This window comes from Colwellia sp. TT2012 (genome assembly GCF_001440345.1).
Taxonomy (GTDB): Bacteria; Pseudomonadota; Gammaproteobacteria; order Enterobacterales; family Alteromonadaceae; genus Colwellia.
Genome location: NZ_LJYX01000027.1, coordinates 1 through 12,461 on the forward strand (window position 1 = coordinate 1; position 12,461 = coordinate 12,461).

Consider the following 12,461-nt stretch of genomic DNA (forward strand, 5'->3'; position numbering starts at 1 on the left):
TTTAATCACTAATAAGCATTGCCTCTTTTACCTTTTTCAAAGGTGGCAACGCTATTAAGTTTATTCAATCAGTTGTGAGTAGCGTAAAAATTCACAGCTTAATTATGTATTACAGTGCCTTTAAGTTCGTGCAAAGTTTGGTTCAACCAGCGTTGCATATAACAAGCAATTCAACGTGACACGCAACAGTTGGCCGCGTTCACTCCGTTCACAAGTATGGCCAACTATTACTTAGCCCGTTAATTGGGCGTTATATCTCTAATGGAAGGATCCAGTATGAATCAAAGTAAAGCTATCCCTATCTCAATCTTATCAGGATTAATTCTTGGCTTAATTGGCGTACACCTAATGGGGTATGTCGCCGCAATCGCAATACCCAAAGAATACTTTATGTGGTTTAAGGAAAACCTTTTTGTTGAACTTGGAATGGTTATACTCGGAATAGTTGAGCAATTTTTTTGTTTTGGTCTGCTGGCTCTAATTACCGGATATGTATTGGGTAAAGTGACCCTTTCTAATTGGTTAGTTAATAGTATTATCTGCTATTTGTCAGTCTTATTTTATTTTTCGGTAGGTTCGGCCTTCGTATACGGTGGTTCTATATCAAATCCGTTTGCGGGAGTTTCAATTTTATATTTCTTACCATCGCTTGTATTACCTGCTTGTTTAATCGCTGCAACTTATATAGCGTCTACGAGATATAACAAGAAAATCAACAAGGACACGTAACAGTTGGCTACGTTTCGCTTCGCTACACAATTTTAGCCAACAATTACTTAGCCTGTTATTTGGGCGTTATACGCAAGGAAGGTTTCGAGTTGTTATCTCATTTTAGTTGGTTTGATTTATTAAACCTATTTGCCGCAATAATTACCGTTATAGGTGCTGCAAATTTTATATTTAAAAAAGCATTTAATGAATATAAACAAAGATTAGCCAAACTTAATAAAAGGCTTAGATTGTTTCAGATAAAGAAACTTAGAAGGCAATATTTCATTTCTAAGTTAATTGATGAAAACACGTCATATTTAATAGCATATTGTGCTCGGAATATAGGTGGAGTTCTAATTTTACTAATGATGATGTCTTTTATTGGCTTTATCTTTTTATATTTAGATCATGGTCTTTTTAAACTAGTTGGAGGGTTTTATATGCTAGGCATAATTGCTCTTGCAATTAGTTACTTTGACGAATTCACCGATGTTTTAATTGGAATAAAATCACCAATTAAATTTAGGGTAAAACTCAAAGAAAGCTTGTTGGAACTTCGGAGTCAATAGCGTATAACAAGCCATTAAAGCAGGACAAAAATACGTTTGCTGTTTTCGTCCCTCAACTATTTTAGCAAACGTATTTTTGCCTCTTAATGGGGCGTTAGCAGGCTTAAATCGTTAGAGTTTTATCTGCCTTCATTGATGTATTAAAAAGGGTCTTTATGTTCGCTCAAATTTTCTTAGCTGTTGTGGCTATATTTCTTTTTTATTTAGGTATTGTTGAAAAATCTATTCTCAACATTGGTATAGGTTTTATTTTAATAATGGTATCAGCTGCTAGATTTTATGCTGCAAAATCAGGTTCATCTGTTCAAGAGGAATTTGATAAATGGCGTGCCAAACGTAATAGTGAAATAAACGGTGAGTAGCATGCTGCGCTGCTAACAAGAACATCAAACGGAAAAATTACAGTTGGCTTTTTTTCGTTCCTCAAAATTTTAGCCAACTATAATTTTCCGCTTATGTAAGCGTTAGTTGGCACCACTAAATCAGCCCAATATTTATGTGTCAGAGCGGTGTTTTCTAAATTTTCTTTGTGAGTTACGCCTTCGTGTTCGCCAGAGAGGTTTGGTTATATTTGCTAATATGCTTTACGCTTTTTAAGACACTTTTGCGGTAAAGCCATTAGCTAGTTCAGGCAGTATTGCTTGGCTCAAAATTATTGGGTTTTTGTGTAGTAGTGCACTATTTTTGCACCTTCCGTTTAAATAATAAATATGGTAACTTGTTGTAAGTTTAGTGCTTTTAACAACCAGCAACTAACAAGAACATCAAACGGAAAAATTACAGTTGGCTGTTTTTCGTTCCTCAAAATTTTAGCCAACTATAATTTTCCGCTTATGTAAGCGTTAGTTGGCTAATAAAAAAGATCGTCTAAGTGCTAAATAATTCAGTTTCACCAATTCACTGTTTGGTGCTTTACCGCGAATAAGTTAGTCACTTTTATCACGTTTCTGAAAGGTGTATTAGCGTAACTATTCGCTCTAAATAGTGAGTGTAATGGCTCAAATTCACGGTTTGGTATTTTCATTACGGTGCGTTTAAGTTATTGTTGTACTTGGTGAAAGTATGTTGCAACTAACAAGCAAATCAACTGGGACACGTAACACTTGCTCGGTTCCACTTCGTTTCACATTTTAGCAAGTATTACTTAGCCCGTTATTTGGGCGTTAGGGCTACTGGGTAGAGTATGGAACATCACTCAAATAATTTAATCTCACCGTTAACCGCTATTTGGCTGGGTTTTTCAGGGATTTTAGGAAGCTTGGTTTTATTCTCAGGAGACATGCTCTTCTATTATAATGGAGCGCAAACTAATATTATTTCTAACATGTCTGTTGTTTCATCAGAACGAATTATAATCAGTGGAATCAGTGCTCTTATTTCGGCATGGTTATATACATTAGCCTCAGGTCAAATATACTTTGCTTTTCAACCTGCGAAAAAATGGGTCAGATTAACTGTATCCTTTTCATTTTTAGCAGTCATGATCTCTTTTGGTATAGTCCACGCTGCATATATTGCAATTGCAACGTCAGCAAAAAATGCTGTTGAACTTGGTGTTACACCAAACTCACTTACCGACTTAGCGGTTTCTGCTAATAATGCGCTTCGCTTACTGGCTTATATCCCTTTTGGTGTTTTTAGCATCTTATTTGCTACTACTGTCTGGACAAAGAAAACTTATTACCCTCGATGGCTTATTTTGTTTAACCCTATTATTCCATTTTTGTTAGCAGATCTAATTGTTAGTAATCTCGAGGGGGAAATAAAAGTAATTATTGGTGGTGGTTACTTAAACCTAATATTATTATTGTTTTTTAGTTGCTCAACTTTTGCTTTGTGGCGCAATAGGATTAAAGCTGATATAAAGTTGCAAGCGCAGCCCTAACAAGCTGTTAAACAAGGACAAAAAACAGTTGGTTTTTGCTCCTGCGTCGCTTATTTTAACCAACTATTTTATTGCCTGTTAACAGGGCGTTATACGTTTCTAGAGTTTGGTGTAAATTAAATGTCCGAAGAAGCAATTAAACTTGCAAAGAAATTACTTGAGAGTGACGCTGATTTTTTAGATCACGTAACTGCATTATGCTACATCGGTAACGAGTTGCACGACCAATGCTGGAATACTGATTATCATATTTTTGCATTACTCTCATCAGAACTAGATCACCTTCCGTTAAGTCATGTAAGGCCGCAATGTTCAGCTGAATTTCTTGCTAGGTCAGATGAGGAAATAGCTGAAAATATAAAATTTTATCGGGCAGATGTTGTTAGTGCTTGTAATAAAATACTACAGCAATAAAACGTATAACAAGTCATTTAAAAGGACAAAAAACAGTTGGTTTTTGCTCCTTCGTCGCTTATTTTAACCAACTATTTTTTGCCTCTTAATGAGGCGTTATATTTTACGCAAGCCGAGGAGTTATCTATGAGACTAATATTTGTTCTTCTATTCATATTACCAGTGTTTTCTTATGCAGATACTATCTCAATAAATTGTGATTATTCGACTTATAGTAATGAAAAAGGTAATCATAAAGTTAAAGACAAATTTGTTTTAAGTTTTGTTGTTGATACGGAAACTGGTAAAAGTTATCTCATCGGGAATAATGGGAGTGCTGAAGTAAGTTTTTTTAAAAACGATGGCAGCTACACATTTGTAGAAATGACGGGAACGGGAAATATTACAGTAACAACATTAGATAAAAATCTAATGTCCGTGCATAGTCGGAATATGGTTTTATCTGGTAGTTTAATACCATCGCAATATTATGGATTGTGTGACGTAAAGTAAAATATAACAAGAAAATCAACAAGGACAAAAAACAGTTGGCTTTTTGTTCACTCCGTTCACTTATTTTAGCCAACTATTTTTTGCCTGTTATTTAGGCGTTAGTTGGCACCACGAAATCACGTTAATATTTATGTGTAAGAGCGGTGTTTTCTAAATTAACTAGGTGGGTTACGCCTCAGTTTTCGCCAGGGAAATTTGGTTATGATCGCTAATAGGCTTTACGCTTTTTAAGATACTTTGCGGTAAAGCCATTAGCTAGTTCAGGCAGTATTTTTTGGCTCAAAAATCATGGTTTGGCGAGTCGTGGTGCTAGGTGTTTTTGGCGTCTTCCTCCTATCCCATAAATATGGTAACTTGTTGTTAGGTTTATTCTTTTAACAACCAGCAACTAACAAGAACATCAAACGGAAAAATTACAGTTGGCTTTTTTCGTTCCTCAAAATTTTAGCCAACAATAATTTTCCGCTTATGTAAGCGTTATATGCGGTTAAAACCTGAGTATTAGAGCAAGACAATCTTTTTAGTTTTACGCTAAATCAGGTTCAGTTTAATCACTAATAAGCATTGCCTCTTTTATCTTTTTCAAAGGTGGCAACGCTATTAAGTTTATTCAATCAGTTGTGAGTAGCGTAAAAATTCACAGCTTAATTATGTATTACAGTGCCTTTAAGTTAGTGCAAAGCTTAGTTCTACCAGCGTTGCATATAACAAGCAATTCAACGTGACACGCAACAGTTGGCCGCGCTCACTACGTTCACAATTATGGCCAACTATTACTTAGCCCGTTAATGTGGGCGTTAGTTGGCACCACGAAATCAGCTCAATATTTATGTGTAAGAGCGGTGTTTTCTAAATTAACTTGGTGGGTTACGCCTCAGTTTTCGCCAGAGAAATTTGGTTATGACCGCTAATAGGCTTTACGCTTTTAAGATACTTTGCGGTAAAGCCATTAGCTAGTTCAGGCAGTATGTTTGGCTCAAAAATCATAGTTTTGCGAGTCGTGGTGCTAGGTGTTTTTGGCGTATTCCTCCCATCCCATAAATATGGTAACTTGTTGTTAGGTTTATTCTTTTAACAACCAGCAACTAACAAGAACATCAAACGGAAAAATTACAGTTGGCTGTTTTTCGTTCCTCAAAATTTTAGCCAACTATAATTTTCCGCTTATGTAAGCGTTATACGATAGGAGATTATCTATGCACCTTGAGTTTTATGCACAAGAAGTCCATTATGCTGAAGCACTTGGCGGAGATATAATTCAGGTATCGTTTCAAGAGTATCCAGACCCCGAGGTTGATTACAACAAGAGCGATTTTCAGCTTCCTCCTTCAGTTAAAAGAATCTTTTTTTCAGCAAATTATGAATTCCCGCCTTGCGCAACCCATGTTGATTGGTGTGACGGCGAAGAGGAGGATGGTGGAGAATTGATTAAAGAAATAGAATTGACTAATAGATCGCTAAAAATGACTCTTAAAAATAATTACAGTTTTAATGTTAGCTTTAAAACTGACGATATAACTTTCCAAAAAATAAAATGTTTTTTAACAGGGTAATTTCCACAAAATCGTATAACAAGCAATTCAACAAGGACAAAAAACAGTTGGCTTTTGCTCCTTCGTCGCTTATTTTAGCCAACAATTTTTTGCCTGTTAATTGGGCGTTATGTTTTTTCATCACCATGTACTTTAACCTTACATTTTTAAGAAAACATGAATACTACCTTGGAGTCAATAGAGATGAAAAAACGATTGATGTTGTGTATGTTAAGTGCTGCATTTGTTAGTGGGTGTGGTCAGAAAAGTAAACCAACTATAGATAATAATGAATACATACTTTCTTTGGTTTCTGAATATTCTTTCTCCAAGTTCAACCTAAAAGATTTAATTGATGCAACTACTGACATACCTAAAACTATTGATTTATGTGATGTAAAGCGCATTGTTGCCCAAAGTGATCCCGAAATCACCATTACGTGTTCAAATAATGGAATGTTTATAACTAATGAATCAGCTAAAAATCATATTAGAAATTATCAAAAGTTCTCTTATAGCCGTGACCCCCAGCACTCAGACAAAATGAGCTATACGTGGAGCAATAATGAAATTTTTTGCCACTTAACTGTAGATGAAGATAAAGATGTATTTCAACTGTATTGCGCCTAATAGAGAGGGGCTACGTTTTCATATCGCTATGTTAGTTAAATATTTGAGAGTACTAAAAACATAACAAGTCACTCAAAAGGACAAAAAACAGTTGGTTTTTGCTCCTGCGTCGCTTATTTTAACCAACTATTTTTTGCCTCTTAGTGAGGCGTTATATTTTCAGGGAGGTTCAGTGGATATTCAAAATCAGGGCATCATATTAAATGTCTTTAACTTTGATAAATGTGTTTCATTTTACAAAACGGTTTTTAATTTACCTGAGATGTTTACAAAAACTGATGGTGACTTTAGATTAACGTGTCTAGAATTCGGCAGTTCCTATCTAATGCTAGAGACAGGCGGCGTAGCTAGTGAATCAGAAAAGAATATATCCCAAAACCCCACCATACTAAGATTTAATGTTGCTAGCATTCAAAAAGCACTAGAACATATATGTAAATTTGATAGTAGTGCTGAAATTATTGAAAATGATTGGGGATCAATCATTAGGGTTATAGACCCTGATGGTAACCCAATTAGTATCAGAGATAATTCAGGATTTCAGCGTCATATGAAAATATAACAAGAAATTAAACAAGGACAAAAAACAGTTGGCTTTTGCTCCTGCGTCGCTTATTTTAGCCAACAATTTTTTGCCTGTTAATTAGGCGTTAGTTGGCACCACGAAATCAGCCCAATATTAGTGTGTAAGAGCGGTGTTTTCTAAATTAACTTGGTGGGTTACGCCTCAGTTTTCGCCAGAGAAGTTTTGTTATATTCGCTAATAGGCTTTACGCTTTTTAAGACACTTTTGCGGTAAAGCCATTAGCTAGTTCAGGCAGTATTGCTTGGCTCAAAATTCTTGGGTTTTTGTGTAGTAGTGCAATATTTTTGCACCTTCCGTTTAAATAATAAATATGGTAACTTGTTGTAAGTTTAGTGCTTTTAATAACCAGCAACTAACAAGCACATCAAACGGAAAAATTACAGTTGGCTGTTTTTCGTTCCTCAAACATTTTAGCCAACTATAATTTTCCGCTTATGTAAGCGTTAGTTGGCACCACGAAATCAGCCCAATATTTATGTGTAAAAGCGGTGTTTTCTAAATTAATTTGGTGGGTTACGCCTCAGTTTTCGCCAGAGAAGTTTGGTTACGATCGCTAATAGGCTTTACGCTTTTTAAGACACTTTTGCGGTAAAGCCATTAGCTAGTTCAGGCAGTATTGCTTGGCTCAAAATTCTTGGTTTTTTGTGTAGTGGTGCAATATTTTTGCACCTTCCGTTTAAATAATAAATATGCTAACTTGTTGTTAGGTTTGTACTTTTAACAACCAGCAACTAACAAGAACATCAAACGGAAAAATTACAGTTGGCTGTTTTTCGTTCCTCAAAATTTTAGCCAACTATAATTTTCCGCTTATGTAAGCGTTATATTTCTATCGAGGTTCAGGCATGGATGCATCAGCATACACATTAATAGGCGCACTTGGGGGCGTTATCGTAACCCAAGTAGCAAACTTTTTATTGGAAGCTAAAAAAGGTGAAAATTTAAAGGTAGTTAAACATCTGGAATTAGTGGAAACACGTAAACATGAGTTATCTAAAGAACGTAGATTAGCTTATGCCAAATACCTTGTAGAATTTGATCATTATGTAAATGAACCAAGCAAAGGTCAGGCGTTTTTACTCGGTTCATATTATACCGCACTAATTTTAGCTCCTGAGAATACATCTCGCCTACTTATTGCATCTTTGAATTTCGTAATGGATTGGGAAATGGATCAAGTCATGGATTGCAAAAAAGAGCTGTACCACTCCATGCAAGGTGATATCGAAATATAACAAGTCACTCAAGCAGGACAAATAACAGTTGGTTTTTGCTCCTTCGTCGCTTATTTTAACCAACTATTATTTGCCTCTTAGTGAGGCGTTAGGTTACTTCTCAAGCATGGATGTTTATGGCAACTAAAGTAATATATTTTTTAATTGGGGTGACTGTTGCAACTCTTATAAGTTTTAATTATTTTTCGAAAATAATTAGCGAACAGAATGAGTTGATAGCTAGTGATTTTCAAAAAAACATGAGCTTATACAAGGGTAGTTTTAGTGACCAAGTTCTTCCTGTTATCAAATCAAACAATATAGCTATTCGTGGCATTATGGATAGTCAGCCTGATGAGTTAAATATAGAAGTAGCTCGTACATTACTTGTATCAACTATGTTGTTAAACTCCATGACTTTACAGGATTTAAACATAAAAAAGGAAGTGTTTTTGTCAGCTATGCTCTTTTATAAAAAGTCATCTAATGAGCAGGAGTTACAAGATATTATTCCTTTGCTAATTACGTCATGTAAAAATAATTACATTTTTCCTGAATGCACTAAAGAGCAGATAAATGGGCTCTTAGAGGTTATAAAGTAACCTAACAAGGGTTTTCAAGTCGGACAAATTACAGTTGGCTTTTTGTTCGTGCCTCACTTATTTTAGCCAACTGCAATTTTCCGCTTAAAACGGCGTTAGTTGGCTATCAAAAACTATTTCCTAAGTGCTAAATAATTCAGTTTCACCAATTCCCGGTTTGGCACTTTACCGCGAATAAGTTAGTCACTTTCGGTGTGTTTCTGAAAAGTGTATTAGCGTAACTATTCGCTTTAAATATTACGTACAATGGCTCAAATTCACGGTTTGGTATTTCCATTACGGTGCGTTTAAGTTATTGTTGTACATATTGAAAGTGTGTTGCAACTAACAAGCAAATCAACAGGGACACGTAGAGCTTGCTCGTTTCCGCTTCGCTGCACATTTTAGCAAGCACCACTTAGCCCGTTATTTGGGCGTTATGTGTAAAAGGGAGTTGTCATTTTGGTAGGTTCTAGCCTTGCATGGAGAGCTATGCAGCCAAAACAAAAACGCTGTGATAGATGTGAACTATATTACCCAGAATCATTGGATAAATGTGATCATTGCTCTGAGCTTAATGATTCCCAACTGGCTCGGTTCAAAGCCCAGCACCAAGAAACTCTCCAAGATAACTCTGCTTTTGGTAAATACCTATTATTTGGTTCGGTAATTATAGGTTTACTATTGTTGCTCAGTTTTTTATAGTCAATATATCAGCAGTTTACACATAACAAGCAAATTAATCAGGACAAATAACAGTTGGTTTTTGCTCCTGCGTCGCTTATTTTAACCAACTGATATTTGCCCATTATTAGGGCGTTAGGCTTACAGGCAATTTGTGTATATATACTTAGAGTAGTATTTGATGAAACCGAAATTATTTGTTTTAAAAATGCCATTTGAAGATGGTCCCGGAAAAAGGTGGCTATGTTCACATTGTGCACTTATTGAAGGTGCATTATCAGTAAACACGCACTGGGAGAGTATGGTGGATATTCGCCGTATAGAGTTCCAAAAACCAAGACAAGAAGTAGTGGATATTTTAGGTGAAGGTAACCAGTGGCTTCCTGTACTTATACTTGAAAATAATGAGACGATCACTGAACCAGTGGAAATTATTAACTATTTAGCAAATGAATTTGGTGGGGCTGCGGTACACCCATAGTTCGAGCAAAGTAAGCCTAACAAGCAAATTAATCAGGACAAATAACAGTTGGTTTTTGCTCCTGCGTCGCCTATTTTAACCAACTGCTATTTGCCCATTATTTGGGCGTTAGTTGGCTAATAAAAAACATCTTATAAGTGCTAAATAATTCAGTTTCACCAATTCACTGTTTGGTGCTTTACCGCGAATAAGTTAGTCACTTTCATCACGTTTCTGAAAGGTGTATTAGCGTAACTATTCGCTTTAAATAGTGAGTGTAATGGCTCAAATTCACGGTTTGGTATTTTCATTACGGTGCGTTTAAGTTATTGTTGTACTTGGTGAAAGTATGTTGCAACTAACAAGCAAATCAACAGGGACACGTAACACTTGCTCGGTTCCACTTCGTTTCACATTGTAGCAAGTATTACTTAGCCCGTTATTTGGGCGTTAGTTGGCACCACGAAATCAGCCCAATATTAATGTGTAAGAGCGGTGTTTTCTAAATTAACTTGGTGGGTTACGCCTCAGTTTTCGCCTGAGAAGTTTGGTTATGATCGCTAATAGGCTTTACGCTTTTTAAGATACTTTGCGGTAAAGCCATTAGCTAGTTCAGGCAGTATTGTTTGGCTCAAAAATCATTGTTTGGTGAGTCGTGGTGCTAGGTGTTTTTGGCTTCTTCCTCCCACCCCATAAATATGGTAACTTGTTGTTAGCTTTGTGCTTTTAACAACCAGCAACTAACAAGAACATCAAACGGAAAAATTACAGTTGGCTGTTTTTCGTTCCTCAAAATTTTAGCCAACTATAATTTTCCGCTTATGTAAGCGTTATGTTACTAAGGTACGAATCTCAAAAATTGCATTATGAAAAATCGTTGTATTGGAAGAAACCAAAATCTATCGAGGTGCTTAAGACATCGTAGTTCATTACTTTTTTGTATGGATCATAAGAACCAATGGATTGTTTTTATCTTTTTCTTAGTTTTTACAGTTGGTGGTGGCTGTGCATCATTATATAGTTTAGTTAAAAGTGATTTTATTCTTGCTGAGGTAAAAGAGATATCAGAGAATACGTCTCCTATTTTAGGAAATAACTTAGTCCATCTAGTGCCTGATGATTTCATTTTTGATTTAAAAAAAATGAGAGATGATCTCACTAAGATCCGTAATTATAAAGTAAATATTAGGATTCATCCTAAAAAGCTTCCTGTTTTCTTAAAGAGAAAAGCTACTATTGAGCGCTTCGAGTTAAATGAAAGTCATTTTTCATATACAGACTTTGAGAGAGAGTTTAAGTTAATAAATATAAAATTAGATAACCATAGTTTAAATGCAGAAAGCAACTCAGCGTTAATGACGCTGATATTAGATACTTCTTTTATTTTCGTTCGCCCATTGGACGTTGTTTATAATGCCGATTCTTTAAAAGAAAAGAGAATTGGTTTTATTTCGATAAGAGTTTATTTTGATTATCAAAATAAAGAGCATTCTAAACTTGTTGAAATACCAATTGTATTTGGTTAGCTGCCGTAACATAACAAGTCATTAAAGCAGGACAAAAATACGTTTGCTGTTTTCGTCCCTCAACCATTTTAGCAAACGTATTTTTGCCTCTTAATGAGGCGTTAGTTGGCTAATAAAAAAGATCGTCTAAGTGCTAAATAATTCAGTTTCACCAATTCATTGTTTGGTGCTGTACCGCGAATAAGTTAATCACTTTTATCACGTTTCTGAAAGGTGTATTAGGGTAACTATTCGCTCTAAATAGTGAGTGTAATGGCTCAAATTCACGGTTTGGTATTTTCATTACGGTGCGTTTAAGTTATTGTTGTACTTGGTGAAAGTATGTTGCAACTAACAAGCAAATCAACAGGGACACGTAACACTTGCTCGGTTCCACTTCGTTTCACATTGTAGCAAGTATTACTTAGCCCGTTATTTGGGCGTTATATGCGGTTAAAACCTGAGTGTTAGAGCAAGACAATCTTTTTAGTTTTACGCTAAATCAGGTTCAGTTTAATCACTAATAAGCATTGCCTCTTTTACCTTTTTCAAAGGTGGCAACGCTATTAAGTTTATTCAATCAGTTGTGAGTAGCGTAAAAATTCACAGCTTAATTATGTATTACAGTGCCTTTAAGTTCGTGCAAAGTTTGGTTCAACCAGCGTTGCATATAACAAGCAATTCAACGTGACACGCAACAGTTGGCCGCGCTCACTACGTTCACAATTATGGCCAACTATTACTTAGCCCGTTAATTGGGCGTTATATGCTATTAAAAATTAGCTTTAGATAAAGTGCTTTCTAGTTTAGTGTTTTTCGCTAAAACGGGTTTGTATTAGTACTAATAAGCATTGCCTCTTTTACCTTTTTCAAAGGTGGCAATACTATTAATTTTGTTCAACCTTTATCGTGTAGCGTAAAAGTTCACGGTTAGGTTGTTTTATTACGGTGTCTTAAGTTATTGTATCGTTTGGTTTTACCAGCGTTGCATATAACAAGGCCATCAAACGGACACGTACAGTTTGCTCGCGCTTCGCGCAGTTTAGCAAATTGTACTTAGCCGCTTATAGCGGCGTTAGGGTAATACAGAGGTCCCCATAATTATGCACGAATATATTTTTATTTTACCTATACTCCTTTTTCTATTATTGGGTGTAATGAGCCCAGGACCTAGCTTCATCTTAGTGGCTCAAACTGC

At 35.7% G+C, this 12,461-nt stretch carries 13 protein-coding genes; all 13 read left to right on the top strand.

All coding sequences use genetic code 11. The features are described from left to right. Nucleotides 1–276 precede the first annotated feature (276 nt). The 13 genes from ASU03_RS18020 (at nucleotide 277) to ASU03_RS18085 (ending at nucleotide 11,284) form a co-directional block, all read left to right on the top strand. A complete protein-coding gene (locus ASU03_RS18020; protein WP_057833177.1) occupies nucleotides 277–729 on the top strand; it encodes a hypothetical protein in 453 nt (150 codons plus the stop codon). Between the two features lie 89 nt (nucleotides 730–818). Further along, nucleotides 819–1,280 (top strand): hypothetical protein, encoded by a 462-nt coding sequence (locus tag ASU03_RS18025; RefSeq protein WP_157465957.1) that lies wholly within the window; start codon nucleotides 819–821, stop codon nucleotides 1,278–1,280. Nucleotides 1,281–1,435: 155 nt separating this feature from the next. After that, nucleotides 1,436–1,642 carry a hypothetical protein gene (locus tag ASU03_RS18030; RefSeq protein ID WP_057833179.1) on the top strand — a complete coding sequence of 69 codons (207 nt, stop codon included), beginning with the start codon at nucleotides 1,436–1,438 and terminating at the stop codon, nucleotides 1,640–1,642. Nucleotides 1,643–2,463: 821 nt separating this feature from the next. Then, nucleotides 2,464–3,165, top strand: a complete 702-nt coding sequence (locus ASU03_RS18035; protein WP_057833180.1) for a DUF6796 family protein — start codon at nucleotides 2,464–2,466, stop codon at nucleotides 3,163–3,165. Nucleotides 3,166–3,285: 120 nt separating this feature from the next. After that, on the top strand, nucleotides 3,286–3,579 hold the full coding sequence (locus ASU03_RS18040; protein WP_057833181.1) for a hypothetical protein: 294 nt from the start codon (nucleotides 3,286–3,288) through the stop codon (nucleotides 3,577–3,579). A gap of 126 nt (nucleotides 3,580–3,705) precedes the next feature. Beyond that, a complete protein-coding gene (locus tag ASU03_RS18045) occupies nucleotides 3,706–4,071 on the top strand; it encodes a hypothetical protein (RefSeq protein WP_057833182.1) in 366 nt (121 codons plus the stop codon). Nucleotides 4,072–5,267: 1,196 nt separating this feature from the next. Next, nucleotides 5,268–5,624, top strand: a complete 357-nt coding sequence (locus tag ASU03_RS18050; protein ID WP_057831331.1) for a hypothetical protein — start codon at nucleotides 5,268–5,270, stop codon at nucleotides 5,622–5,624. Between the two features lie 156 nt (nucleotides 5,625–5,780). Then, complete coding sequence (locus ASU03_RS18055) at nucleotides 5,781–6,233, top strand: hypothetical protein (RefSeq protein WP_197411276.1); 453 nt, start codon at nucleotides 5,781–5,783, stop codon at nucleotides 6,231–6,233. Nucleotides 6,234–6,405: 172 nt separating this feature from the next. Continuing rightward, nucleotides 6,406–6,795: a glyoxalase/bleomycin resistance/dioxygenase family protein gene (locus tag ASU03_RS18060; protein WP_057833184.1), complete on the top strand. Its 390-nt coding sequence runs from the start codon at nucleotides 6,406–6,408 to the stop codon at nucleotides 6,793–6,795. Between the two features lie 869 nt (nucleotides 6,796–7,664). After that, entirely contained in the window at nucleotides 7,665–8,054 is a 390-nt protein-coding gene (locus ASU03_RS18065) for a hypothetical protein (RefSeq protein ID WP_057833185.1), read from the top strand. A 116-nt stretch (nucleotides 8,055–8,170) separates the two neighbouring features. Next, the gene (locus ASU03_RS18070; protein ID WP_157465959.1) at nucleotides 8,171–8,635 is read left to right on the top strand and encodes a hypothetical protein; all 465 of its coding nucleotides are present in this window, start codon (nucleotides 8,171–8,173) and stop codon (nucleotides 8,633–8,635) included. 844 nt (nucleotides 8,636–9,479) lie between these two features. Continuing rightward, nucleotides 9,480–9,779 (top strand): DUF3088 family protein, encoded by a 300-nt coding sequence (locus tag ASU03_RS18080; protein ID WP_057831031.1) that lies wholly within the window; start codon nucleotides 9,480–9,482, stop codon nucleotides 9,777–9,779. An 845-nt stretch (nucleotides 9,780–10,624) separates the two neighbouring features. Continuing rightward, complete coding sequence (locus ASU03_RS18085) at nucleotides 10,625–11,284, top strand: hypothetical protein (protein ID WP_157465960.1); 660 nt, start codon at nucleotides 10,625–10,627, stop codon at nucleotides 11,282–11,284. Nucleotides 11,285–12,461 lie beyond the last annotated feature (1,177 nt).

Bases quoted from the DNA above. Each gene is read 5' to 3' on its own strand.
- ASU03_RS18020 (WP_057833177.1), top strand. From the start codon at position 277: ATGAATCAAAGTAAAGCTATCCCTATCTCAATCTTATCAGGATTAATT.
- ASU03_RS18030 (WP_057833179.1), top strand. From the start codon at position 1,436: ATGTTCGCTCAAATTTTCTTAGCTGTTGTGGCTATATTTCTTTTTTAT.
- ASU03_RS18035 (WP_057833180.1), top strand. From the start codon at position 2,464: ATGGAACATCACTCAAATAATTTAATCTCACCGTTAACCGCTATTTGG.
- ASU03_RS18040 (WP_057833181.1), top strand. From the start codon at position 3,286: ATGTCCGAAGAAGCAATTAAACTTGCAAAGAAATTACTTGAGAGTGAC.
- ASU03_RS18045 (WP_057833182.1), top strand. From the start codon at position 3,706: ATGAGACTAATATTTGTTCTTCTATTCATATTACCAGTGTTTTCTTAT.
- ASU03_RS18050 (WP_057831331.1), top strand. From the start codon at position 5,268: ATGCACCTTGAGTTTTATGCACAAGAAGTCCATTATGCTGAAGCACTT.
- ASU03_RS18055 (WP_197411276.1), top strand. From the start codon at position 5,781: ATGAATACTACCTTGGAGTCAATAGAGATGAAAAAACGATTGATGTTG.
- ASU03_RS18065 (WP_057833185.1), top strand. From the start codon at position 7,665: ATGGATGCATCAGCATACACATTAATAGGCGCACTTGGGGGCGTTATC.
- ASU03_RS18070 (WP_157465959.1), top strand. From the start codon at position 8,171: ATGGCAACTAAAGTAATATATTTTTTAATTGGGGTGACTGTTGCAACT.
- ASU03_RS18080 (WP_057831031.1), top strand. From the start codon at position 9,480: ATGAAACCGAAATTATTTGTTTTAAAAATGCCATTTGAAGATGGTCCC.
- ASU03_RS18085 (WP_157465960.1), top strand. From the start codon at position 10,625: ATGAAAAATCGTTGTATTGGAAGAAACCAAAATCTATCGAGGTGCTTA.